The sequence below is a fragment of the Candidatus Arsenophonus phytopathogenicus genome (assembly GCF_056113345.1).
In genome coordinates, this window is the sequence record NZ_JBUIOB010000001.1 from 1 (window position 1) to 22,921 (window position 22,921).

The 22,921-nt window shown below is 43.1% G+C and carries 28 protein-coding genes; 25 read left to right on the forward strand and 3 right to left on the reverse strand.

Annotated features, from left to right (window positions below):
- Positions 1-176 precede the first annotated feature (176 nt).
- From AC01GB_RS00005 to AC01GB_RS00020, 5 genes are all read left to right on the forward strand, one after another.
- Positions 177-758, forward strand: coding sequence for a BRO-N domain-containing protein (locus AC01GB_RS00005; RefSeq protein ID WP_474449667.1), 582 nt, complete (start codon positions 177-179; stop codon positions 756-758).
- A complete protein-coding gene (locus AC01GB_RS00010; protein ID WP_474449668.1) occupies positions 755-1,036 on the forward strand; it encodes a hypothetical protein in 282 nt (93 codons plus the stop codon). Before AC01GB_RS00005 ends, AC01GB_RS00010 begins: the two co-directional genes overlap by 4 nt.
- Positions 1,033-1,419: a hypothetical protein gene (locus AC01GB_RS18055; protein WP_488656423.1), complete on the forward strand. Its 387-nt coding sequence runs from the start codon at positions 1,033-1,035 to the stop codon at positions 1,417-1,419. Before AC01GB_RS00010 ends, AC01GB_RS18055 begins: the two co-directional genes overlap by 4 nt.
- Positions 1,409-1,720, forward strand: coding sequence for an HNH endonuclease (locus tag AC01GB_RS00015; protein ID WP_474449669.1), 312 nt, complete (start codon positions 1,409-1,411; stop codon positions 1,718-1,720). Before AC01GB_RS18055 ends, AC01GB_RS00015 begins: the two co-directional genes overlap by 11 nt.
- Before the next feature lie 120 nt (positions 1,721-1,840).
- Positions 1,841-2,263, forward strand: a complete 423-nt coding sequence (locus AC01GB_RS00020) for a terminase small subunit (RefSeq protein WP_474449670.1) — start codon at positions 1,841-1,843, stop codon at positions 2,261-2,263.
- A gap of 12 nt (positions 2,264-2,275) precedes the next feature.
- Here AC01GB_RS00020 and AC01GB_RS00025 read toward each other — a convergent pair whose 3' ends face one another.
- Positions 2,276-2,734: a hypothetical protein gene (locus tag AC01GB_RS00025; RefSeq protein WP_474449671.1), complete on the reverse strand. Its 459-nt coding sequence runs from the start codon at positions 2,732-2,734 to the stop codon at positions 2,276-2,278.
- Between the two features lie 269 nt (positions 2,735-3,003).
- On the opposite strand from AC01GB_RS00025, the gene AC01GB_RS00030 reads away from it, so the two are divergent.
- The 20 genes from AC01GB_RS00030 (at position 3,004) to AC01GB_RS00125 (ending at position 21,267) form a co-directional block, all read left to right on the forward strand.
- On the forward strand, positions 3,004-4,668 hold the full coding sequence (locus AC01GB_RS00030) for a terminase large subunit (RefSeq protein WP_474449706.1): 1,665 nt from the start codon (positions 3,004-3,006) through the stop codon (positions 4,666-4,668).
- Positions 4,669-4,704: 36 nt separating this feature from the next.
- Positions 4,705-6,645, forward strand: coding sequence for a phage major capsid protein (locus AC01GB_RS00035; RefSeq protein WP_474449672.1), 1,941 nt, complete (start codon positions 4,705-4,707; stop codon positions 6,643-6,645).
- A gap of 64 nt (positions 6,646-6,709) precedes the next feature.
- A complete protein-coding gene (locus AC01GB_RS00040) occupies positions 6,710-8,092 on the forward strand; it encodes a phage portal protein (RefSeq protein WP_474449673.1) in 1,383 nt (460 codons plus the stop codon).
- On the forward strand, positions 8,089-8,328 hold the full coding sequence (locus AC01GB_RS00045) for a hypothetical protein (protein ID WP_474449674.1): 240 nt from the start codon (positions 8,089-8,091) through the stop codon (positions 8,326-8,328). Before AC01GB_RS00040 ends, AC01GB_RS00045 begins: the two co-directional genes overlap by 4 nt.
- Positions 8,306-9,202, forward strand: a complete 897-nt coding sequence (locus AC01GB_RS00050; protein ID WP_474449675.1) for a phage gp6-like head-tail connector protein — start codon at positions 8,306-8,308, stop codon at positions 9,200-9,202. Before AC01GB_RS00045 ends, AC01GB_RS00050 begins: the two co-directional genes overlap by 23 nt.
- Positions 9,199-9,519 carry a head-tail connector protein gene (locus tag AC01GB_RS00055; protein ID WP_474449676.1) on the forward strand — a complete coding sequence of 107 codons (321 nt, stop codon included), beginning with the start codon at positions 9,199-9,201 and terminating at the stop codon, positions 9,517-9,519. The genes AC01GB_RS00050 and AC01GB_RS00055 overlap by 4 nt, the downstream gene beginning before the upstream one ends.
- Positions 9,516-9,848: a phage head closure protein gene (locus AC01GB_RS00060; RefSeq protein WP_474449677.1), complete on the forward strand. Its 333-nt coding sequence runs from the start codon at positions 9,516-9,518 to the stop codon at positions 9,846-9,848. The genes AC01GB_RS00055 and AC01GB_RS00060 overlap by 4 nt, the downstream gene beginning before the upstream one ends.
- Before the next feature lie 25 nt (positions 9,849-9,873).
- The gene (locus AC01GB_RS00065) at positions 9,874-10,218 is read left to right on the forward strand and encodes a hypothetical protein (RefSeq protein WP_474449678.1); all 345 of its coding nucleotides are present in this window, start codon (positions 9,874-9,876) and stop codon (positions 10,216-10,218) included.
- Complete coding sequence (locus AC01GB_RS00070; RefSeq protein WP_474449679.1) at positions 10,215-10,628, forward strand: HK97-gp10 family putative phage morphogenesis protein; 414 nt, start codon at positions 10,215-10,217, stop codon at positions 10,626-10,628. Before AC01GB_RS00065 ends, AC01GB_RS00070 begins: the two co-directional genes overlap by 4 nt.
- Before the next feature lie 17 nt (positions 10,629-10,645).
- Positions 10,646-11,092 carry a phage tail protein gene (locus AC01GB_RS00075; RefSeq protein WP_474449680.1) on the forward strand — a complete coding sequence of 149 codons (447 nt, stop codon included), beginning with the start codon at positions 10,646-10,648 and terminating at the stop codon, positions 11,090-11,092.
- Positions 11,093-11,205: 113 nt separating this feature from the next.
- Positions 11,206-11,553: a phage tail protein gene (locus AC01GB_RS00080; protein WP_474449681.1), complete on the forward strand. Its 348-nt coding sequence runs from the start codon at positions 11,206-11,208 to the stop codon at positions 11,551-11,553.
- Between the two features lie 216 nt (positions 11,554-11,769).
- On the forward strand, positions 11,770-14,259 hold the full coding sequence (locus AC01GB_RS00085) for a phage tail tape measure C-terminal domain-containing protein (protein ID WP_474449682.1): 2,490 nt from the start codon (positions 11,770-11,772) through the stop codon (positions 14,257-14,259).
- 2 nt (positions 14,260-14,261) lie between these two features.
- A complete protein-coding gene (locus tag AC01GB_RS00090; protein WP_474449683.1) occupies positions 14,262-14,858 on the forward strand; it encodes a hypothetical protein in 597 nt (198 codons plus the stop codon).
- Positions 14,858-15,436, forward strand: coding sequence for a hypothetical protein (locus AC01GB_RS00095; RefSeq protein ID WP_474449684.1), 579 nt, complete (start codon positions 14,858-14,860; stop codon positions 15,434-15,436). Before AC01GB_RS00090 ends, AC01GB_RS00095 begins: the two co-directional genes overlap by 1 nt.
- Before the next feature lie 19 nt (positions 15,437-15,455).
- Positions 15,456-15,854 carry a DUF6950 family protein gene (locus AC01GB_RS00100; protein ID WP_474449685.1) on the forward strand — a complete coding sequence of 133 codons (399 nt, stop codon included), beginning with the start codon at positions 15,456-15,458 and terminating at the stop codon, positions 15,852-15,854.
- On the forward strand, positions 15,854-18,538 hold the full coding sequence (locus AC01GB_RS00105) for a phage tail tip protein J-related protein (protein ID WP_474449686.1): 2,685 nt from the start codon (positions 15,854-15,856) through the stop codon (positions 18,536-18,538). Before AC01GB_RS00100 ends, AC01GB_RS00105 begins: the two co-directional genes overlap by 1 nt.
- A gap of 2 nt (positions 18,539-18,540) precedes the next feature.
- Complete coding sequence (locus AC01GB_RS00110) at positions 18,541-18,867, forward strand: hypothetical protein (RefSeq protein ID WP_474449687.1); 327 nt, start codon at positions 18,541-18,543, stop codon at positions 18,865-18,867.
- 2 nt (positions 18,868-18,869) lie between these two features.
- Positions 18,870-19,517, forward strand: a complete 648-nt coding sequence (locus tag AC01GB_RS00115) for a hypothetical protein (RefSeq protein ID WP_474449688.1) — start codon at positions 18,870-18,872, stop codon at positions 19,515-19,517.
- 17 nt (positions 19,518-19,534) lie between these two features.
- Positions 19,535-20,647: a phage tail protein gene (locus AC01GB_RS00120; RefSeq protein ID WP_474449689.1), complete on the forward strand. Its 1,113-nt coding sequence runs from the start codon at positions 19,535-19,537 to the stop codon at positions 20,645-20,647.
- Positions 20,647-21,267 carry a tail fiber assembly protein gene (locus tag AC01GB_RS00125; protein WP_474449690.1) on the forward strand — a complete coding sequence of 207 codons (621 nt, stop codon included), beginning with the start codon at positions 20,647-20,649 and terminating at the stop codon, positions 21,265-21,267. The genes AC01GB_RS00120 and AC01GB_RS00125 overlap by 1 nt, the downstream gene beginning before the upstream one ends.
- A gap of 29 nt (positions 21,268-21,296) precedes the next feature.
- Here the strand turns inward: AC01GB_RS00125 and AC01GB_RS00130 are convergent, their stop codons facing one another.
- Together AC01GB_RS00130 and AC01GB_RS00135 are read right to left on the reverse strand one after the other, a co-directional pair.
- A complete protein-coding gene (locus tag AC01GB_RS00130; protein WP_474449691.1) occupies positions 21,297-21,785 on the reverse strand; it encodes an Rpn family recombination-promoting nuclease/putative transposase in 489 nt (162 codons plus the stop codon).
- Positions 21,786-21,792: 7 nt separating this feature from the next.
- Positions 21,793-22,899 (reverse strand): hypothetical protein, encoded by a 1,107-nt coding sequence (locus AC01GB_RS00135; protein ID WP_474449692.1) that lies wholly within the window; start codon positions 22,897-22,899, stop codon positions 21,793-21,795.
- Between the last annotated feature and the right edge of the window lie 22 nt (positions 22,900-22,921).

A 22,921-nucleotide genomic window follows, 5' to 3' on the forward strand; every position in this document is an offset into this window, starting at 1 on the left:
TCGGTCATTGGCACATTCAAATCTTAATAATCATTGCGTCCCACATGCGCAACTAATCCAAACATCGAACCCGTTATTTAGGAATGAGCCTTTGAGGTAATCAGTTTTGCTGATGTCACTTCGATGGGCTGATTTCCTATGTGGCAAAGGTTCATTACCTAAGTAAGGAAGACATCATGAATCATGTATTAACATTTAAAACCCACAATATTGTTCCCTTTAATAACGGTGACGGAAAAATCTGGTTCACTAATAAACAGCTATCTATCTTACTAGAATACAAGGACGAATCTTCTATTACTCGCATTTTCAACAGGAATAAAGATGAGTTTACTAATGAGATGTCAGGGACGGTCAATTTGACCGAGAGTAATGAAAACAATGAGTTATGCTATAAAAAGATTAGAATTTATTCTGTTCGTGGTGCTCATCTTATTGGAATGTTATCTAAAACCAAAGTCGCTAAAGCACTCCGTAAGTGGTTACTGGATTTAGCGGAAAAAGAAAGCCAACCAGCCAATCTTGCTCTGTTAGATATGGAAGGATTGAAATCATTAACGATTGGCGAAATGCAAAATAGATTGGTTGCGGCGGATAAATGGTCATTTGACAATTTTGGTAGAAAAGGAAGCGACTTAATGAATTTACGTAAGCGTCATTTAAAGAAATTACGTAAAGCTGAGAAAACCATTTTGTCACTTTCTCAACTAACGCTGCCTGGATTTGAAGCCCCTGCAAATGGAGAAAGTCAAGCATGACCCCCGAACAATTCATCGAAATCAATATCAAGGCCGAGTTATTAAAGCTCGGCTTTTCTTCATCAATAGCAGCAATGGCAACAAGTGAAGCGATCCGCTATTACCGCAAACAGCCAGCTAGCAGAAGAGGCAAGATGATATCGGATTGTCTCAATCAGGCTAAACGAAGTGCGAAGGTGGGGGAGGATGTCAAGTTTGAATATTTATATGAATATGATTGGATTGTTTATCCGGTCGTACTCTTTATTTTTGGTTTGTTATTTGGCTACTTAAAATGAAAGATTATATTAAGTCTCATCTTTTGTATTTAATCATTTCATTACTAATTTTTTCTGGGATTTTTGTTAAAAGTAATCCTTTTTTCAATGTTGGTGTGGTTTTAATCTGGTGTTTAATTATCTTATTTCTGTCGGGTTCTTTATTTCATATATTAATTTTGAATTTACCGAGAGAAAGTATTAAAGAAGAAGTCATCAGATATGTTAAGAACTTTAATGATAAAACAAAATCAATTAAAGGATTAAACAGAAGTTTAGCTATCATTAATTTTATCATCCTTGCTTACTGCGACTGGATAGTAACCAGTATTATTTATTTAATTAGCATGATCATAGTTAAAATCAGCATCTTGTTCCTTAAAGAGAAAATAAATGAAACTTAACATGTTAAAGCCAAAATTAATGATATTAAATAACACGGCTATTAAACCCTATCATGTTAGCAATCGACGTATTACTGGGTATCAATTGCAAAAGCGTCGACTTAACATATGGAAAGACAACCCGCACTGCGCGGTGTGTGGTCGTCTGGTCGATTACCCATCAGGATTTGAGCTTGATCATATCATCCCGTTGTTCAAAGGGGGTGCTGATATCATCGAGAACTGTCAAATCCTTTGCATAGGCGAAGACGGTTGTCATCAACGAAAAACAAAAAGGGATTTAACAAGCCCCTGTTTTTAATACAAAACAGGGGGGGAGGAGGTCAAAAAGTTAACCGCCCTACTTTAAAAAACCTCCCGTTCTCTCATTCAGAGAAAAAATTCCCATTTTGAAGAAGTTAACCTTGCCTGAAAAATTAATATGCTAACGATACAAAAAAAGAAATTTGCAGAGGCTTTACATGCTGGTAAAAATCAGCGAGAAGCCGCTATTGACGCGGGTTACAGTGAAAAAACGGCAAAAGTAAAAGGTAGTCAATTAGCCAAAGATCAAGACGTCATTATATACCTTGAAAGGTTAACAGGGGGTATTAACCTTAATTGTTCTCCTGATACAAAAGACACCCTACCCGATGAAGAGTTGAACGACCCGATTAAAGTGATGACGTTAATCATGGTTAGCAACATTACTAACGATCCAAAGTTGGCATTAGACGCTGCGTCTAAATTAGCGCCGTATATTCACAGAAAACTCGACGATCCGGGTAAAAAGCAACTGAAGGTAGAAAAAGCGCAAGCGGTTAATCGATTTGCAGCTTTACCTACACCATCATTGAAACATTAAAAAGGAAATTACTTAGGATTTAGGCAAATCACCGGCAAACCATGCAAGAATCGATTCAAGTTTAGTTAACTTGGTGTGATCATCCAACCCAAGTTTAATTGATGTCCTTTTATAAGCTGCATTAGCAAGAATGCCATAGCATTTAGTATCTGATTTTTGTAATTCATTAAATTTCTGATGTAATTCATCATCACTTAAGGTTGATTCATTATAAATTAATGCCAAATATTTCTTGGCCTGTATGTTTGAAAAACATGAATGTTTAGCGTATTTGTAGAAATACTGAATGGCAGAAAGGCATGAAACAAAGGCACCAAATAAAAGCAAATTGGAAAAAGGGGTAAAAACTGAACCACCCAATATAAACAAAATCACAGATATCAATTTATCTATACGTCCCGTTAAGGTGCTAAACATTTCTTCTAAATAATAAGAATAATTAATATCAAAAATTATATTATGACGGTTCATAGTGTTACCTCTTTTAATTTGGTTTAGGTTTTGGTCTGGGCTTTTTAGGCATTTGTTTCTCTTCAAAATCATCAGATAAATCGCGATAACATTTAAGATAAAAATGACAAAAATCTAGCATATTTGATCCTTTTCAGTTCGTTGGGGTTAATTGATTATACATGATTTCATTCGTTGGGGAACGATGAAGCCACTGCTGCCTGAAGTGGCTAAATAATCAGGCATTAATAACTTAAATGCGGTTGATTAAGTGAAAACAAGGTTTGAAAATTATGGAACAATGGTCAACCGCTTGTAAAGATTGGGCTGAGCGTATAAAACAGGGGATATCAATCATTCCTAAGCCTATTTACCCTGAACAGGCCGAGCAAGCCCTTGATATTTTTAAACAGTTAAAGATTGTTGATGCACCAAATAGTCCTACATTTGGTGAATCCTGCGCTCAATGGGTGTTTGATTTAGTTGCGGCACTGTTTGGCTCTTATAATGTAAAAACGGGTAGAAGGTATATCACCGAAGTTTTTATATTGATCCCCAAAAAAAATAGTAAATCAACGTTAGCCGCTGGAATCATGATGACGGCCTTATTGCTTAATTGGCGAGAGGCGGCTGGCTATACCATTATTGCGCCGACAGTCGAAGTGGCGAATAATGCCTTTAATCCAGCGAGGGATATGGTCAGATATGAGGATGATTTAAATGATCTTCTTCAAGTCCAAACACATATCAGAACGATTACGCATCGCAACACCAACACAACGTTAAAGGTTGTCGCTGCTGATCCTAATACGGTTTCAGGTATTAAATCGGTAGGCACCCTCATTGATGAGTTATGGCTATTCGGTAAACAGGATAAAGCGGAAGATATGTTACGTGAGGCGATTGGTGGGCTAGCGTCACGTCCGGAAGGTTTTGTGATTTATACAACAACACAATCGAATGAACCTCCTTCCGGTGTATTCAAACAGAAATTACAGTACGCCCGTGATGTTAGAGACGGAAAAATACATGATCCACATTTTTTACCCGTTATTTTTGAACACCCTACTGAGATGGTAGAAAAGGGAGAGCATCTTTTGCTTGAGAATATTGCAATGGTTAACCCGAATTTGGGCTATTCCGTTGATAAGGCTTTCTTAGAAAGAGAATACCAAAAGGCAAAAGAAAGCGGTGAGGCCTCATTTCGCGGTTTTTTAGCCAAACACGCGAATGTTGAAATCGGATTGGCGTTACGATCTGATCGCTGGGCTGGGGCGGATTTTTGGGCACAACAGGCTGACAGGTCAGTGACATTTGACACCCTGCTTGAACGATCGGAGGTGGTTACGGTAGGGATTGACGGTGGTGGGCTTGACGATTTACTCGGATTAACGGTGGTTGGCCGTTGCAAACAAACCCGTCAATGGTTGTCCTGGGTCCATGCATGGGGACATACGTCCGTTCTTGAGCGTCGAAAAAGTGAAGCGTCAACATTGCTTGATTTTGAAAAAGAGGGCGATTTCACGCTGGTTAAACACGTTGGGGATGATACCAAAACACTTGCTGATATCATTGAGCGGATTGATAAGGCCAGATTACTCGATAAAATCGGCATCGATCCGGCGGGTATCGGCGGGCTACTGGATGAAATAGTTCAGCGTGGCATAGATCAGGATAAAATTGTTGGGATATCTCAGGGTTGGCGTTTAGGGGGTGCGATACAGACAACAGAGCGGAAATTAGCGGAAGGCGCGCTTGTTCACGCCGAACAGTCATTAATGAACTGGTGTGTCAGTAATGCCCGTGTCGAACCCAGAGGCAATGCGATATTGATCACCAAACAGGTTAGCGGCCGATCTAAAATTGATCCGTTAATGGCGCTGTTTAATGCGATTTCCCTGATGGCGTTAAACCCGGAACCTACCCAGAAAGAATACAAGGTTTATTTTATCTGAACGCCGCAAAATAGCGGTTTTTTTATCGGAGTTTTCATGCAAAATCAACGTTCCTATAGTCTGTTGACGATTAAATGGGTCAATGAGGAAAAAAGGGAAATCACCGGGCTGGCGACTACCCCCTCTGCGGATAACGAAGGGGATATCATCAGTCCGGAAGGTGGTGTGTTTACCCTGCCTGTTCCGCTTTTGTGGCAGCACAACGCGGAAGAGCCTATTGGTGAAGTGACAGCGGCAAAAGTCACTGGCAATGGCATTGAGGTAAAGGCAAAACTGATTAAGGTCGCCTACCCTTTACAGTTAGCCGAAAGGCTTGAGGAAGCGTGGGCATCAATAAAATTGGGACTGGTAAAAGGTCTGTCCATCGGATTTAAGCCGATAGAATACGCTTTTATTGACGATGGCGGTGTTAACTTCACCAAATGGCAGTGGTTAGAACTCTCCGCCGTAACGATACCCGCGAACAGCGACTGTAGTATTCAGACTATCAAATCATTATCTAAATCGCCCGCCGCGTCTGGCACAAGGCAAGTTATCCATTTAAAACAATCTAAAGCTGGCGTTTCAGCAGACATTAATTCAACCCAAGAGGTAAATAAAATGACCACTAGCGAACAGATCAAATCGTTCGAAGCGAAACGTGCTGCCAACGATGCCGGCCGTTTAGATATCATGAACAAGGCTGCTGAAGAGGGCCGCACTTTGGACGCGGAGGAATCTGAAAACTATGATAACCTGACCGCTGAAATAAAATCGGTGGATGCGCATTTATCCCGATTGCGCGAGATGGAAGAGACTCAGATCAAAACGGCCAAACCCATTAGCACTGAAAAATCTTTTTTGGATGCGGCGCGCAGTCGAGCAGGGGTTGTGAAAGCCGATGAACAATTAGCTCCCGGCATTGAATTTGCCCGTTATGTAAAATGCCTGGCGTCAGCAAAAGGTAATGTTAATCAGGCGTTAGAAATTGCCAAATCAAAATACCCTGAACAACCCCGACTCCAGAATGTATTAAAATCGGCCGTAAGTGCGGGTACAACAACCGATCTCAAATGGGCGGGTGCACTGGTTGAATATCAGAATTTCGCCGGTGATTTTATTGAATTCCTGCGCCCTAAAACAATTATTGGTCAATTTGGCAGCGGAAATATCCCTTCTTTGTTCAAGGTTCCTTTCAACATTCGGGTATCCGGTCAGGTAAGCGGAGGTAAGGGTTACTGGGTTGGGCAGGGCGCACCAAAACCGCTGACAAAATTTGATTTTGAATCGGTAAAACTCGGGTTTGCCAAAGTGGCGAATATTGCTGTTTTAACCGATGAATTGGTACGATTTAGTAATCCTGCTGCAGATACGCTGGTTCGTAATGCTTTAGCGGCTGCTATCATTGAGCGGATTGATACCGATTTTATCGATCCTGCAAAAGCAGAAGTAGCAGATGTATCGCCGGCCTCCATCACCAACGCGGTCACAGCCATAACCTCAACGGGCGACCCTGAGGCAGATGTTGAATTACTGTTTGAAGCATTCATGAAAGCCAATCTCACACCAACAAATGGCGTGTGGATTATGTCATCGATGACAGCACTGACATTGTCAAAAATGAAAAACCCATTAGGCCAAAAAGTGTATCCTGAATTAACTTTATTAGGTGGCACTTTCCAGGGTTTACCCGCGATTGTTTCGCAATATGTGGACGATAAGCTTATTCTGGTGAATTCTTCAGATATTTATCTGGCTGACGACGGGCAGGTCGTTATTGATGCAAGTCGTGAAGCATCATTACAGATGGAGGATGCTCCAACCAATAACAGTAAAATTTCTACAGGGGCACAACTGGTTTCCATGTTTCAAACCAACAGCGTAGCGATCCGCGCGGAGCGATTCATCAACTGGAAAAAACGTCGTGCGGAGGCTGTAGCATATGTGTCCAAAGTGAATTACAAGACAACGATAAAGCCAGCCAGCCTAAAGTCCTAACCGCGGATAATACAACTATAAAGGCGAGTAAAAGCAAAAAGTTGTATTAACGGCAATAAAAACCATGAGTCAAGGGCATTTTGCCCTTTTTTTATGCATTAATCGCAACGGAAAAATTATGTTGATGATGAAAAAAACAGGCCGCCTTGTGCGTCGTTGGTTCTCCAGCAGCGTAGGAGGAGGGGTTACGTTGATACGAGAATTATTTCCGGGCGCCTGGCAACAAGATACCGATGTCAAGTTAAGCCGGGAGGATGTCCTCGCTTTTCATCCTGTTTTTGCCTGTATTACATTAATTGCCTCTGATATTTCAAAATTGCCGTTGCGATTAAAAAAACGGGATAGTACGGGTATCTGGCTTGATGTGAAAAAGACAGAGCCTGTTCTCATCCGGCCAAATAAATTACAGAACCGTCATCAGTTTTTTGAAAACTGGCTAAATTCAAAACTTTCTACCGGAAATGCTTATATTTTCAAGCGAAGAACGCAATCGGGAAAAGTCAAGTCACTTCATGTTCTAGATCCTGGCCGGATAACCCCGCTTGTCAGTGATGAGGGTGAAGTTTTTTATAAACTTTCGATAGACAATGTGGCGGGTATCAAGGATTCGGTGACAATCCCTGCCTGTGAAATGATCCATGACCGGTTTAACTGTCTGTATCATCCTTTAATCGGCGTACCGCCTATTTACGCGTGTGCGATGGCGTCCGCCCAGGGTAGGGCGATCATGAAACAGTCCACCCGATTATTCATTAATGGCGGGAAACCCAGTGGAGTAATTGAACTCCCTGGCGACATCAGTCCAGAGACCCTTTGTACATTGCGGGCGGACTGGGAAACCAGTTATGGTGGCAAAAATGTCGGCAGAACAGCGATATTGCCAGAAGGAGCGAGATACAACCCGAGCATCGTTAGCCCTGTTGATGCCCAGGCTGCAGAGCAACTCGGGTTAACCGCGGAGATTTGCTGTTCCGTCTATCATGTCCCGTTATTCAAGATAGGGTTAGGTGAAGTGCCGTCGTACAACAATGTTGAAGCGCTTGACCAGCAGTATTATTCCCAATGCGTGCAGACCCACATTGAAGCGATTGAAACGTTACTGGCCGAAGGATTAGAACTTGGCGAGGGGCGCAGGATTGAGTTTGATTTAAATGCGCTGTTAAGGATGGACACCTCTACCCGGTTTAAAGCCTACAATGATGCGATAAAAGGGGGGTGGTTTGCACCGAATGAAGCCAGAAAAAAAGAAAATTTACCGCCTGTTGAGGGAGGTGATACACCGTATGCGCAGCAGCAAAACTATAGTTTAGCGGCGCTTTCGCGACGTGATAACAACCTGAAACCTAAAAAATACGCCACGGAGAGCGCAGAGAAGAAACCAAAAGCATTAATAGAGAGTGAGCAGCGCACCTATAAATCTATTCTCAAAGGAATGTTTTCACCATGAACGAAAGAGAATTGTCGCTGGTAAAGTTAATTGGCGAAACCGTTAAAGAAGAGTTAATCCGGCTTGAAAACACGTTTAACCGTGAAATTGATAGTCTTAAAAAAGACCATGATGAAAAAATATTGAACCTGAAAAAAGCGATAGCGGCAGAAAATCAGGAAAAAAATCGCCTTGATGAGCAGGTTTTAGCGGAAAAGATAAAAACAACCGTTCTTGAGGGAAATAAAACTGGTTAATCAAATTTCGCTATCGGATATTGAGATATCGATAAACGAAAAATTAGCCAACATAGTGCAATCGTTACCGGTACCTGAACAGTCTGATATTAACACCTTAATTGCCGATGCTGTCGATAAATTACCAAAACCTGAAGACGGGAAGAGTGTAACACTGAAGGAAATTGAACCGTTGATAAAACAGGGTATTCAGAAGATATTTGATGCTTTTCCCAAGCCAAGAGATGGTAAGGATGCTGATGTGGAAAAAGTCGTCGAAAAACTCCTGCCACTGATGCCAAAACCTGAAGACGGGAAGAGTGTAACACTGGAGGAAGTTGAACCGTTGATAAAACAGGGTATTCAGATGATATTTGATGATTTCCCTAAACCAGAAAATGGCAAAGATGCTGATCCGGAAGAAGTTGCCCGAAAACTCTTGCCGTTGATGCCAAAACCTGAAGACGGAAAAGACGCATTACAGATTGAATTCCTCCCGGGTATTGATGAATCAAAAAGCTATTCGCGCGGGACGTTTGCTATATGCAAGGGTGGCGTCTGGCGGGCTTTTCAGCAAACTACCGGTATGCACGGTTGGGAATGTATTTTTAACGGATATTATGACTTACGTACTGAAATGAAAGACGCCCGAACCGTATTGCTGCACACGGAGATGACCAACGGAGAGGTTAAAACCCATAAGCATGTTATTCCGGCGATGATTTATTGTGGTGTTTATCGCGTTGGATCAACGTATCAAAACGGGGATATTGTCACCTGGGGAGGTTCACTCTGGCACTGTGATGAAGCGACCAAAGACAAGCCTGGAGAACATAGCTCAAAAGGGTGGACTTTAATCGTGAAACGGGGTCGTGATGGGAGGGATATAAGATGATAGAAGTCGTGACGCTGGAAGAAATCAAGTCACATTTGCGTATTGATCACGATGTTTTAGATGCTGACCTGCAATTAAAGATTAACAGTTCAACGGCGGCCGTACTGGATTTTGTCGATGACTGGCTACAAAAAAATGATAAAAAGGAAATAACAGACTCTCCTGATTTTTATCGCGTCAAAAGCGCGGTCATGATTCTGACCGGTATCCTATACCGCGATCCTGACGGGGCCGATAAAGGATTGTACCCAAAAGGCGAGTTACCCTATCCGGTCAAAGCCCTCATTAATTCACTACACAAACCGGTGATTGTATGAAAGCAGGGGATTTAACAAAACGTATCACGTTATGTCGACCTAAAATCATTCGCCAGCCACTTGGCACTGAAAAAGTGATGATTGAAAAAGTGGCTGATGTCTGGGCAAAAGTTGAAGCGATTTCGAATAATAAAATCCGTACGGCTGATCAACAACAGGTTATCGAAAAAACGCGTTTCACACTTAGGCCACGAACGGATGTTGATATCGACTGGTTGATAGACTATCGACAACGGCGATTTACCGTGCGTTCGGTTGACAGAAATCAGCCTGATCGACTGCTTATCACAACTGAAGCGGATGTGAGACATGATAGAAGAGGATATTGAGAAAGATTTAAGGCGGATTACGGGATTGGACGCTTTTCCCCTTCAACTTCCCGTAATCAATCTTGAGGGTGTAATTTATCAGCGTATCAGTGATCCGAAAATCATGACTGGTCTGGCAAAAACCAGGCTGGTACAGGCGCGATTTCAGATCACGGTTCAGCTCATGGACGATTATCTAAAAGCCCTGTCATTGAGCGATAAAATCCGGGATGAATGGGAAAATATTGAACACGGTTACTTAGGTGATTATCCGGTACAACACGTTGAACGTGATAATTTCTGGCAGGATATGACCGAGCAGACCGCTAACCGGAAAATATACCGGATTGGACGGGATTTTATTCTGACCTATGCGGAGGATGCAAAATGAGAATACGCCTTGAAGTGAAAGGCTTAAGGGAACTGGAGTACGAATTGAACAAACTGGGAGAGGAAATCACAACTAAAATTCTGCGAAAAGCGGGCCGTGAAGTGATGAAACCAGTGCTTGACGATATGAAAGCGCATGTGGGATTTGATGTGACAAGTCAGCGTGAACATATGCGGGAGAGTATAAAAATACGTACAACAGACAGAATGAATGAAGAGAATACGCAAACCGTCATGACCGTTAGGGTGGGCCCTTCAAAAAAACATGTAATGAAAGCGCGTGCGCAGGAATTTGGTACGGTAAAACAAATCCCGCACCCCTTTATCCGTCCAGCTCTCGATTTTAACCGTCAGTTTGTACTCAATACACTGGCGGAACAAATCCGGGCGAACATTGAAAACATCCGTTAATTAACAGGAGTATCCCCATGCCAGACAAAACATCCCCCGAATACGCCATGTTGCCTACTGATACCGTGGTTAAATTTGGTCAACCGGGTGATCCCGTTGACAAAATGAAACCGCTGGCCAATTGTAGAGCCGTAGGTGCAACAGGGTTAACCGGTAGCTTTATAGATTGTACTACATTGCTGGATAGCCACAAACAATACATATCGGATTTGCCGGAAGGCCCTGAAAAGACACTGGGTTTTGTTGACAATCCGAAAAATGCAGATTTTACCGCTTTTTTAAATGCGGCACAGAACCGGGAAACCGTTCAGTTTTATATTGAGCTGAAAAACAAACGGACGGCAACCATGATTCTGGCATTGTCAGGTTGGGAGATGAATGATCTTAATGCGCCCGCAAGTGAAGTGGTCCAGATCACCGTCAAAGGTAAACAGAATAAGCTGGTCTGGGGAATGGCGAGTTAATGATGGTTTTGATGTACTCCTTAAAATTTTGGGAGAAATTGACAGTCGGATTAAAACTTTGTCCGCTGAAATGTCGAAATATGTTAACGCTGCGGAAAAAAACAGGAAACTAAATGTCATCATTAAAATCACGTCTATTGGCCCCGGATGTCCATGTTGAAAAACAGGTTATATTTGGTACTGAAGTGCATCTTCGTCGCTTAACGATTGCGGAACTTGACGAATACGAGCAGGCGTTAAAGCAGGCACAGGAGAATGGTTCTAATACCCAGGCCAGCCTTGCGGGGGCAAAGCTTATTTTGCAAGCGCTATCCGATAAAGCCGGACAAGCTTTCCCTGCGGGAGAATTACCTACTGCAGAGGAATTAATTGCTACCAAATCCACCTTCTCACTGATTGAAGCGCTTAAATGTGTTCAACAGTTCAGCTATGGCAATCTGGACACGGCTAAAAAAAACTAACAGACTCATCCCGCTTACACTTTGTTTTTCAGCTTGCCGACAGGTGGGGTGAGCCCGATCCGCGCAAAATTGCTTCGTTACCGGCTGAGATATTAACGTACTGGCAGGCGTTTTTTCTGTTAGAGACGGAAGTCGAAAAAGTTGGCAAAACCACGCCTAAATGGATTGAACATGATGATGATAACAGGCAATGTAATGCTATCATGAGGATTTTAAATGGCTGATGTAGCAAGTTTAGCGGTGGCATTACATCTGAATGCCGCCAGTTTCAAATCACAGATAACCGATGCTTACAACGTGGCCGAGAAGGGATCCCGTAAACTGACGCGGCAGGTTGAAATAAGTTCCAATGCGAGTGCGGGCGCCATTAAGCAAATGGCCACACAGGCACAGCAATCGAGCGGTCAGGCAGCTAAAGGCTTTGGTCAACTGCATCATGTTCTGACTGAACTGGTTTCTGGCAGTAATGTTGCCGTCAGTACGATTTCAAAGGCCTTGGTTCCCGCCTTTGAACGTCTTTTTGGGGCGGCCAATGATCCCTCTTTTGATATTCAACAGCGGGTGGTTAAAGAGGCAGCGCAGAGCGCAGTAGATTATGCGCAAGCTGCTGTTGAGGCGGCTAAAGCAGATAAAGTCAGGGCACAGCAGGGACTTAAAACGGCTCAGGCAATGAAAGCGCAGGCGATGGCACAACGTGAACAGGCCTTTTTGTCAGATGAACATCTTGAAAAGCTGCGGGCGGTTAGTGAGCAACATGGGCTTAACGTGGCCGCCATTGAAAAGACTCATGCGGCACAACATGCGGCCAATGCCAGAGCGATTGCTGAAGCTAATCTTGCCGAGGTGGCCGCAAGTCAAAAAGCGGCGTCGGCGTCGGCGAAACTGACGGCGGCACAGACAGCGGAAGTGACGGGCACAAAACAGTTAGTCGTGGCCAGGCAGCAACTTGCTGTTGCAAATACAGAATTAACTAAATTGCAGCGCATCACGGGAGGCGTAGCTAGCGGCTTCCATAATCTGGTTAACCTGATGGGCGGTCCAGTCAATGCTGGATTAATGGCGGCGGCGGGTGCTATATTTTATCTGCACTCAAAGTTTAAGGAAACCGAAGCGCAAACAAAAAGTTTTAATGAAGCCATCGCGCACACAGGTTTAGTGGGTATCGCGACAGCGGATCATTATCGAAAAATCGCGGACGAAATGGGTGGAACAAAAGCGGCGTTTGAAGCCGTTACTGCAGTCGCAAATGCGGGATTTGTGGGCTCAATAGCGCAGCAGCTTGCACAGGTCACGATGAAAGCCGGTGAAGCGGGCTTCAAGGTGAAGGATATTACGAGCGCTTTTGCCCTTGTGGAAACGGATGCGATCACCGCGATGAAAAGCCTGACGGATGTGGGTGTTGTGCTTAATAAAACCGTGGTTGATCAGGTTGTGGCTTACGTTAAAGCCGGCAATAAAGCCGCTGCGGGCACGCTATTATGGCAATCTGCGCTTGAAGCGCTTGAGACTAAAGCGAAGCTGGCTTCTGAACCCCTGCGTAAACTGAATTTTGAAGCCGAGAAATCGATGATACTGGGGCTTGCGTTTGGGAATACTTATTACAAGGCGTATCTTGACCAGCGAAAGGAACAGCAGAAAGCCCAACAAAAAACGGTCAATGAGCTCACTGAGCAACAGGCAGAAGCGATAAAAAAGCAAAAGCAGTACATTAAAGCGGCAACAGAAGCTGCCGTTAAAAAACCTGCTACCCGAATGGATTACGGTCAACAGCGATTAGGGCAATTAGAAAAAGAAACGATTTCATTGCAGGCGCAGTTACGATATACCGATAAGATGACCGTTTCCCAAAAGCAGCTCATTGCTTTTGAAATTGAGCTGGCATCGTGGAAAGGTCAGACGTTAAGCGCCCAGCAGCAAAGTATACTGGCGTCCCGAGAACAGATTAAAGCACAGTTAAAAAGTAATGCTGTTATCGAGAAGCAGCTTGAAGACCAAAAAACACTGAATGACCTTATTGTGAAAAGTATTGAAGAAGCCAATAAAAAAGGTGAAGAAGCCGCAAAAAGAAAAGATATAAAAGGGGGATTTCAGCAGGGATTTAAGGATTTTGAAAATGAAGCGACTAATATGTTTGAAAATGTTAGAAATGCGACAAAAAACGCCTTCGAGGGTATGTCAAATACCTTAGCGGATTTTGTTACGACGGGAAAGTTCAATTTTGCTGATTTTGCGCAGTCGGTGGTGAATGATATTACCCGCATGACCGTTAAAATGATGATTTTTAGATCGCTTGAAAGGGGTACAAAAGGGACTTCATTTGGGGGCTTTCTGTTTGGTAATGCGCAAGGTGGTGTTTACAATTCGCCGGGTTTAAGTGCCCATCGTAATACCGTCGTCAATTCGCCGACTTTTTTCCCTTTTGCGAAAGGAATGGGGTTAATGGGTGAAGCAGGTCCAGAAGCGATTATGCCGTTAGCGCGAGGTTCTGATGGTTCACTGGGCGTCAGGTCCGCAGGCGGTTCATCGGAGACACAGGGTATTACTGATATTCATATTCATCAGGAGATAAATGTAACCGGCAATGGTGATAAAGCGCTGGAGGAAGCGCTCCTGCGGGGGGCAAGGCTGGGTGCTGATGATGCCCTTGCGCGAATACAGCGTGATTTTGCGACCAATGGACGGATACGAAGACTACTGGGAGGCTAATCATGGCGGTAATTGAATGGCCGAATAATATTGGGCCCTCATCAATGCACTGGCAGCTGGTCAGTAACAGTAAAACATTCACCTCGATGTTTACCGGCAGTCTTCAGACGGTGCGTTTTCCGGGAAGTCGCTGGCGGTGTACCTTAACCTTTAACAATCTGACGGAGAATAAGTCGCGAGTGCTTGAAGCCCTCACGGCGGAACTTGATGGTGAAAGCGGTCGGATAAAAATCCATAACTGGATACGAAAAGGCTTAACGGGCAGAGGCAAACCCGCAATTAGTGTTGCTAATCAAACAGGCGGGATACTTCAAACACGGGGTTGGGATGCCGATTCAATTGTGCTGCGAAAAGGCGATTATCTGACGGTTAACAATGAGCTTAAAATGGCCATAGATAACGTTACAAGTGATGTAAATGGAAACGCGACAATTCCTATTTCACCGATGCTGCGTTATTCGCCAACAGTTAATGATAAACTGGAAACCCTTTCTCCGTTTGGTATTTTTAAACTCACCACGAATGACCAGGGCAATTTCCAGTATCGTCCTGGCGTATTTTCTTCGGTTACGCTGGCATTTGAGGAGGTGCTTTACTGATGCTCTACCATCCGTTCTCAAATAAAATGGTAAAAGCGATAAATGACAGTCATGAGCTTGTTATCGCCGCTAGCCTGGATTTAAAATCCGGTGTGACGCGTGCGCATACTGGAGTGGGTGATTTAGTTATTGCGGGTAAACTTTATCAGGGGGTTGGGCAGTTTGGTAAAGTTGAACAGGTTAAGGAACAAAATAACACCAGCCCGCAGCAATTGATATTATCTCTCTCTGGCTTTGACTCTCTGCTGATTGGCGATGTGATGAATGAGCGTAGCAGGGGGCGAAATGTACGATTAATGCTGGTTGCTATTAACAAAGCAGGAAACCCGGAAGTTGCTGAGATTATATTTGCCGGTCAAATTTCAACTATCGGTGTAACGACGGGCGAAGAAAATGTGGTTGCGGTTACCGTATCAAACCGGTTTGAACGCTGGTCAATGGGTTTACCGGACAGATTTACGGATGAGTCGTGGCGTAAGCGGAAAAATGACCGTGTGTTCAGGTATGTGACGCAAATGGCCGAGCGGGCAATTTACTGGGGCGGTAAGAAAGATGCGCCCGCTTTGGTGTATAAATAACGATTTTCACAGAGGTATAATGCGACATCGAAACTGGGCAACCAGACTACCAGATACCCTAAGGGCGGCGATGAGTCGCCCTTTTTCATGGGGCGAACATGACTGTTGCCTGTTTACGGCTAACTGCGTGATTGCCGTTTGTGACTTTGATCCGTGTTTAGAAATTAGAGGGCGTTATTGTTCAAAAGCGGGGGCATTACGGGTATTAAAAAATGATTTTGGTGATTTGCAACAAGGAGTGTGCCGTTTTTTCAACACTATTCCGGTTAAACAGGCAGGGCGTGGCGATGTGGTGATGTTTGATGGCGATGAAGGGTTAACACTGGGTGTCTTATGGGCAAACAGGATTTGGGTAGTAACCGGGGTAGGGGCAAGACCGGTTGATAAAATTCCTATCATGGCATGGAGAACTGAGTAATGGGCAAGACAGTTACAAACATTGCTAGCGCAGCACTGATGATAACAGGAACCGTGCTAACGGGCGGTTGGGGTCTTGCGTTAATTGCCGCAGGGCTTGCCGTTCAGGCCACGGGTTCATTACTGTTTCAGGAAAAGCCACTTGATGGCTATCGTGATCAGGCTGAACGAAAACAGATATTACGCTCGTCAGTTGCTTCAGAAGTGGTCATTGTTGGTAAAACCGTGTGTTCAGGTTTGCTCTTTTTTGCCGAAACAAAAAAAGGGCGTAAAGGTATTAATGAAACACTGCATTTGACTATTGCGCTGGCTGCACACAAAATCAGCCGCATTGGTAATATCTGGTTTAATGATGAGTTAATCGGCTCGTTTGGTAATACAGCGAGTTACGAGCTACATAACGACCGAATCGATCCCGACCCTTTTTTGTTAAAGGAAGCGCCAGGCTGGAAAAAGGATATGATTGGGAAAGGTCTGGCGTGGCTCAGATTTACCCTGACTTACGATGCAGAAAAATATCCGCACGGTATACCCAATATCAAAGTGGAAGTCTGGGGAAAAGAGATTTTTGACCCTCGGTCCAATAAAACCACCTGGAGCAATAACGGTGCGCTGGTCATTTTAGACTATTACCGTAGTTATTTGAAGGTGCCAGATAGCGATATAGATTTCAACGCCTTTAAAATTGCCGCGAATTTATGTGATGAATCGGTTACTACACCAGAGAGTAAATCTGAGCCACGTTATACGTTAAATGGTGCCTATGATTTATCAGAGTCGCCCGCATCGGTCCTTGAACATATGCACCGTTGTATTGGTGCCGAGCCGACATACATTGCGGGTCAACACGGCATATTAATGTGGGCTTATCGTGGGCCGGCGACGCTTAGAATTGAACCACACCAAATCATTGATACCGTGAATATTACGCCAGAGTTACCGCTAAGTGATGCGACGAATGCCCTTTACGGTACGTTTATTGATGCGGAGCAGAAATATACTAAAACGGATTTTAGTCCAATTGTTATTGATAAATGGGTAGAAGAAGATGGGCTGGAGATTAAGGAAAATATCGATTATCGATTTGTCAGCAGTCCCTATCAGGCGAAACGGTTAGCTAATCTGTATTTACGAAAGAAACGGGCGGGTAGACGTGTCCAGTTAACCTTAAATTTAGATGGCTACGCTTACCGTCCTGGCGATGTGGTATTACTTGATTTACCTAATCTGGGGATAAAAGCACTTGAATTTCGAGTGGCAGAATGGAAATTCCATCCACAGGAAGGCGTGGAAATTTTATTAGAGGAAGACGGGGCTCATATCTACGAAGATATTATGGGTAAGTCGTTTGAAAGACCGCCTTTTACCGTGCTGCCAACGGGCGGCGTTGCCCCACCGATTAATCTTGCCTTTATGCCGATTAATATGGGTGATGTCGTACAAGGTTATTTGAGCTGGAAAAACACAGCAGCAGATGTACGGCACAATGCCATCAATATCCTGGAAAACGGAAAAACGATCCAAACCATTCAGGTGCCCGGTGAAAGAGTTGATATTGCGGGTTTGCCAAGAGGGACTTATCGTGTTGAAGTCAGAGCGGTTAACGCGGCGGGGGCGATTTCACAGCCCACAATACAGGATTTTTCAATTGAAGCGCCACCCCCACCAATCCGTGTTGATATTACGGGCGGCATGTTTTCATTGACCGCCGCACCAAGACTGGGTGACTCCGCAGCCTATGGCAGTACCTTTGAATTCTGGTTTAGTGAAAAAAGGCTGGCGGATACCTCAGAAAATGCAGTGATAAATTACGCAACCAAGGTAGGGCAAGGGCAGTTCTGGACACAGGAAAACCTTAAGGTGGGCCATGAATATTCCTTCTATATTCGTACGATAAACAGTTATGGCAAATCAGCGTTTGTCGAGGCATCTGGCATACCTGAAAGTCTTCCAGCGGATATTTTAGATGAGATTGATAAAAAAGTTAACGACACAGAAGCGATTAAGCAGTTAAAAAAAGGAATAGACAGCAGCACAGAAGCAATACTGGAAAACGCGAAGGGGCTTAACGGCAATACACAGTATTTCATTCGCCAAAACGGCAAGATGAAAGCCGAAATTGTCAGGGTTGACAATTATGTGGTAACCGAGACCAAAGCCTTGGCCGAATCTATCCGTCAGGTCAGAGCGACAGCGGATAAGTCCTGGGTGGCAGCACAAAATTCGCTACAGGCAAAGTATGACCTGAAGAAGGGCGAGGCCTCTGCAACTTTTACGAATCTCGTCAAGATTGTTTATGATGGAGTTTCTTACGACACAGGGCTGGTTATTGGTGCTGAATTAAAAAAGGGAAAAGTGACTTCGACGATGGGATTTAACGCGCAACAATTTGCGTTTTACAATCCCATTAATGGCAAAATGGCGCTGTTTATGTATATGCAGGAGGGGCGTGCGTATATCAATGAAGCCCTGATCAACGAAGCCTGGCTAAATAGCGTCATCGTTGTTGATAAAGTTCAGTCTGAACACTATGAGCCTGCGAAATCGGGTTTTATCCTGGATGTGAAAAATAACAGGTTTGAAATGAATTCGAATGCCAAAGGTAGCAGGTTTACATTTGATGGCACCGGGTTACGTCTTTTTGATGCAGACGGACAAGTTAGAATTGAAATTGCTTTGGAGTGAATATGAAATTCTTTCTCCCCGTTTTTAAGATCTATCATGCTGGAGGCGAGATAGACAACATTTTACAATCATTTGGCTATGTTATTCATTCAGAACAGGTTGATTTCAAAAAGACGGGTTTCCAGTTTGATTCACGTTTTCTTGAAGGGGGAGGGAAAATCATTGCGATCCCCCGTATCGATATTGAATTGGGTAACAATCGTTATCCGACTATTGAAAACGTTGAAATCAAGGGTAATACCGTCACTTGGGAATATACCGATTTTTTCACCAGGTCTTCAACAATTCCCGTCATTCATGTATTTAAATTGACACGCTATGGTATTTAAATATGAAACCCACGATCAAAATCAATGGTTCTGAACTTGGCCTTTTTTCTTCATTAACTTATGTTCTGGAACGATTAATCGATTGCAGTAAAGAAGGCACGCCAGATCCTAACGTAGGAGGATTTAAAAACCTGGTATACAAGGTAAAACATCCCGATATTTTAAATCAATATCTTGTTTTTCATAGAAACGCACGTAAGGAAGGTAATTATCATTATCTAACCTATACTGAGGCGTTAAAAAAAGGGGATACCTTTGCTGTTCGTGGACATAATACGACGAATGTTTATATCTACCGGCCTCAACTTCTATCTGATGCGAATGAAAAAGCTTATTTGAAAATTTACAATGAAAAAGGGGGATTATTTTATAGCTCCAACAATTTACCCTTAAAAATAGCTGATGTCTTAACTGGGCCTTTCCCAAATGAAGGACATATAGACCAAATGGCTTTAGTTTATATTAATACGGTATATCAACCCGCTAATGAAGCCGTAGCGGAAATTTGGGGACATGGCGTTTCAAGTGATGGCATTGTAGCAATCACTAAATGGACATGTCCTGGCTATGGGCGTAAAGATTGGGGTTACGTTAATAATTTTGGGGCACTTCTGGCCTATGCGCCAGACGCTTATCCGAGATGGAAGTAAACTTTTAGGAAGTTATCATGTTATACAACACAGGCACAGTAACAATAGTGTCAGGGTCAGCTATTGTCAAAGGCACGGGCACAAAATGGAACAGTAATAACCCACTGGTATCAGCGGGTATGTTAATGCTTATCAAAAATGGCGATATAAACTATCCCTACATGATTAAAGCGGTTAACAGTAATACGGAATTAGCTCTTGCTGAAGAAGCAACATTTTCAGCAACAGATACCCCTTATACCATTAATCTCACTGAGCCAAATAATAATTCTGACGCTGCAAGAGCACTGGTTGCAGCTAACACTTACATCCTCTACTTTCTGCAAAACATGGATACCTGGATGGGGGAAAACGGTGTTGTTGAACTCACTTTACCGAGTGGCAAAGTGGTTAAACTTGAATCGATTAAGGCATTGCAGGAATTAGTAAAAGGCAAAGCCGATACTGATATTTTTGCCAAGAAAAATTCACAGGAAGTACTCAGAACCGGCAATATCGGTATCAAAAGTGGCAAAGACTACTCCGGCCTGATGATAGAAAGAAAAGATGGTGTTGTGTGCGCGCTTCAAACTTCTCCTGATAGTGCGTATTTAGCCTATGGAGAGCATGGCAAACTTGATATTCCATACAACAGAAAGGGCACACTGGCATTAACCGCGGATGTTGACGCGATTAACAATTATCCGGTTGGCGCGCCGATTCCTTGGCCACACGCCACCGCACCGGATGGGTACTTTGTGTGCCGAGGTCAGACGTTCACGACAGTCGACTATCCCCAGTTAGCTCAAGCCTATCCTTCTGGGATATTGCCGAATTTGTGCGGTGAATTTATTCGAGGTCTGGATTTAGACGGACACGCTGACCCAGATAGAAAAGTACTAAGCAATCAAGGGGACGCTATACGCAATATCACCGGACGTATTGGCTATGTGCGCCGCGGGTGGAATTGGCCTCCTGTTGGCGAGGACGGTGCCTTTAGAATAGACAAGACTTTCAACGCAAAAGTCGCTGGCGGGGGTAATGATGATTGGGGTGCCATCACGTCTTTTGATCCTTCTCGTGTTGTCCCCACCGCACACGAAAACCGACCACGAAATATCGCATTTTTATACATAGTGAGGGCTGCATAGTGAAATACAGTACAGAAATACCCAAAGCGGAAATCGATGAAAACGGTTTCGCTAAAAACCGAGGCTGGATAAAAACCTATATGTCGAGTCATGAACCGCCGTATGAATATTTTGGCGCGACAATGGAATTAGTGTACAAAGGGGTTAGTGTCAGCCAATATTCGTATATCGATGCGCCAGAGCTTCCCGATAATGACGACATTGCTGTTGTTCGCAGTGCTGACGGCACCCAGTGGCGATACGTGCCAGACCACCGCGGCAAGACGGTATACAATACCTCCAATCGTGCTTCCTATACCGTTGATTACCCCGGCGAGATAAAAACCGGCTTCACTTTATTAGTGCCCTCAACACAATTCGATAAATGGGATGGCAAAAAATGGGTAACGGATACTCAGGCGATGAAAGCGGACCAAATCAACACCGTAAATCAAACAAAACACCAGTTAATCGACGAAGCGGAATCAAAAATCACCTTGCTTGACCGTAAAGTACGTTTAGGGATGGCGACCAATAGTGAAAAAACCGCGCTACGGGCCTGGGAAATGTACAGCGTGAAACTGAATGATATTGATACCACCACCGCGCCAGATATTGACTGGCCGAAAAAACCGGCGTAAACAAACTGCCCCATTCAAGGGGCATCCTATTAGCAGCATTGGACATCAACCCGCTTAAACGGTTTGGTGTAGATTTTTTCGGCAATATCTCTGCCATTAAAGCAATCCAGCCAGTCAGTACTATACGAATGCGGACTTTTCTCACCACAATAGAACAGGATAGGAAAAACCAGCGGCAACTCTTTGTGTCCAGCCTCTAAATGCTTTTGCATAGCAGCCATACAATAACGCATAAGTCTCCATGCCATCAGTTTATCCGGCGTGGATTGGTGCTCAATCAGCAGATAGACATAACCCTGCCCTTGTTGGGTGTTGACAGAATAGAGAATATCACTCTGGTAGTTTTTCATTTCACTATCGACAAATGAGCCTGACTCCACTTTGAGGCTATCTAAGTCACACAACGACTTAATCTCATCTGGTAGCCAGATTTCAAAGAAATCTTTTGCCGTCTCTTTTTCACTTAAAAACTGTTTAAACACAGCATCGTGTGGTGTTGGAGTAAATTTTTTATTCATTTAAGATTTAAGCGTACTTTCCAACATACCGATATGCTAATGGATAGTTTTCACTATTCTCTAAAATAAAATTATCTATTTCTTTGAGTAACTCTGATTTATCAATATTTTTTTTATCTACTTTTGCGTAAATATCACCATTTATTGGCCCTTTGTAATATTTATTAGATGAAGTTTTTGATGAATTAAATTGAATATTTTCATAAATAGGCTCATTTCTTTGATTATATGGTTCAGAATATATAGGTTCGTTATTCAATTCATAAGGATTGGCATAGATATTTAAATCCTTGAATTCCTTTATCTCATTATTAAATTCTTTAGCAAGGTTTTCTTGTGTATTTATTCTTATTTTGTTAATCGATTGAGCAAAATGATAAATCCACTCATTTTCTGTTTCTATCACACAGCTAATATCCAAGCTATCAATAGAGTAGTCTAGCGAGGAACGTTGTTCAGCATAATAATCAAAACATTTCATTTGTAATGAAATCCATTTTTGGGCTAAATGCTGATTAATATCCATTTCTTGCTTTGTTTCTTCATCCAATAAATGCAGACTGACCCTTGGCTGATTTGCTGAAGTAATACCTTCCAGTTCATTTTGCTTATAGTCATATTTTACTTTATTTAAAGTTACATCTAGACCTTCTTGGATAACAGTATCGTTGTCTAATAACTCACTACTGTTAGTTAATTCTCTTTTTTTTAAAGAATAAATATCTTTTTCAGTGTTCCCATAAACCAATGCGCGCTCATCCATAACATCTTTAATGGAAAAAGAAAAAGTATATGTACCATCTTCGTTTGGAGTAATAGATGCCTGAAATCTATCCTGATAAACGGGATACGCCATTTCCTTAAGTTGGTAAAACGCAGTCACTTTTTTTAAAATGGATTCAGTATCAGGTTCATCATTGTCATGTGTTAACACATAAAATTTTTCCAGCGCTTCACTTGTATTGGTTCCACAAAACCAATCTTTAATTTTTTCCCATATGCCAACGTGTGTAGCTTCTTCTTTTGATGTGCTATTAATAGCGCGCTGAACGTCTTCATGGCTAAGCGTTCTATTGAATGAGAATAAAGAATTACCTTGAATAGAAAGTGACATAATAGCTCCTTTTTTCCTCACA

Bases quoted from the DNA above. Each gene is read 5' to 3' on its own strand.
- AC01GB_RS00005 (WP_474449667.1), top strand. From the start codon at position 177: ATGAATCATGTATTAACATTTAAAACCCACAATATTGTTCCCTTTAAT.
- AC01GB_RS00010 (WP_474449668.1), top strand. From the start codon at position 755: ATGACCCCCGAACAATTCATCGAAATCAATATCAAGGCCGAGTTATTA.
- AC01GB_RS18055 (WP_488656423.1), top strand. From the start codon at position 1,033: ATGAAAGATTATATTAAGTCTCATCTTTTGTATTTAATCATTTCATTA.
- AC01GB_RS00015 (WP_474449669.1), top strand. From the start codon at position 1,409: ATGAAACTTAACATGTTAAAGCCAAAATTAATGATATTAAATAACACG.
- AC01GB_RS00020 (WP_474449670.1), top strand. From the start codon at position 1,841: ATGCTAACGATACAAAAAAAGAAATTTGCAGAGGCTTTACATGCTGGT.
- AC01GB_RS00025 (WP_474449671.1), bottom strand. From the start codon at position 2,734: ATGAACCGTCATAATATAATTTTTGATATTAATTATTCTTATTATTTA.
- AC01GB_RS00035 (WP_474449672.1), top strand. From the start codon at position 4,705: ATGCAAAATCAACGTTCCTATAGTCTGTTGACGATTAAATGGGTCAAT.
- AC01GB_RS00040 (WP_474449673.1), top strand. From the start codon at position 6,710: ATGAGTCAAGGGCATTTTGCCCTTTTTTTATGCATTAATCGCAACGGA.
- AC01GB_RS00045 (WP_474449674.1), top strand. From the start codon at position 8,089: ATGAACGAAAGAGAATTGTCGCTGGTAAAGTTAATTGGCGAAACCGTT.
- AC01GB_RS00055 (WP_474449676.1), top strand. From the start codon at position 9,199: ATGATAGAAGTCGTGACGCTGGAAGAAATCAAGTCACATTTGCGTATT.
- AC01GB_RS00060 (WP_474449677.1), top strand. From the start codon at position 9,516: ATGAAAGCAGGGGATTTAACAAAACGTATCACGTTATGTCGACCTAAA.
- AC01GB_RS00070 (WP_474449679.1), top strand. From the start codon at position 10,215: ATGAGAATACGCCTTGAAGTGAAAGGCTTAAGGGAACTGGAGTACGAA.
- AC01GB_RS00075 (WP_474449680.1), top strand. From the start codon at position 10,646: ATGCCAGACAAAACATCCCCCGAATACGCCATGTTGCCTACTGATACC.
- AC01GB_RS00080 (WP_474449681.1), top strand. From the start codon at position 11,206: ATGTCATCATTAAAATCACGTCTATTGGCCCCGGATGTCCATGTTGAA.
- AC01GB_RS00085 (WP_474449682.1), top strand. From the start codon at position 11,770: ATGGCTGATGTAGCAAGTTTAGCGGTGGCATTACATCTGAATGCCGCC.
- AC01GB_RS00090 (WP_474449683.1), top strand. From the start codon at position 14,262: ATGGCGGTAATTGAATGGCCGAATAATATTGGGCCCTCATCAATGCAC.
- AC01GB_RS00095 (WP_474449684.1), top strand. From the start codon at position 14,858: ATGCTCTACCATCCGTTCTCAAATAAAATGGTAAAAGCGATAAATGAC.
- AC01GB_RS00100 (WP_474449685.1), top strand. From the start codon at position 15,456: ATGCGACATCGAAACTGGGCAACCAGACTACCAGATACCCTAAGGGCG.
- AC01GB_RS00105 (WP_474449686.1), top strand. From the start codon at position 15,854: ATGGGCAAGACAGTTACAAACATTGCTAGCGCAGCACTGATGATAACA.
- AC01GB_RS00110 (WP_474449687.1), top strand. From the start codon at position 18,541: ATGAAATTCTTTCTCCCCGTTTTTAAGATCTATCATGCTGGAGGCGAG.
- AC01GB_RS00115 (WP_474449688.1), top strand. From the start codon at position 18,870: ATGAAACCCACGATCAAAATCAATGGTTCTGAACTTGGCCTTTTTTCT.
- AC01GB_RS00120 (WP_474449689.1), top strand. From the start codon at position 19,535: ATGTTATACAACACAGGCACAGTAACAATAGTGTCAGGGTCAGCTATT.
- AC01GB_RS00130 (WP_474449691.1), bottom strand. From the start codon at position 21,785: ATGAATAAAAAATTTACTCCAACACCACACGATGCTGTGTTTAAACAG.
- AC01GB_RS00135 (WP_474449692.1), bottom strand. From the start codon at position 22,899: ATGTCACTTTCTATTCAAGGTAATTCTTTATTCTCATTCAATAGAACG.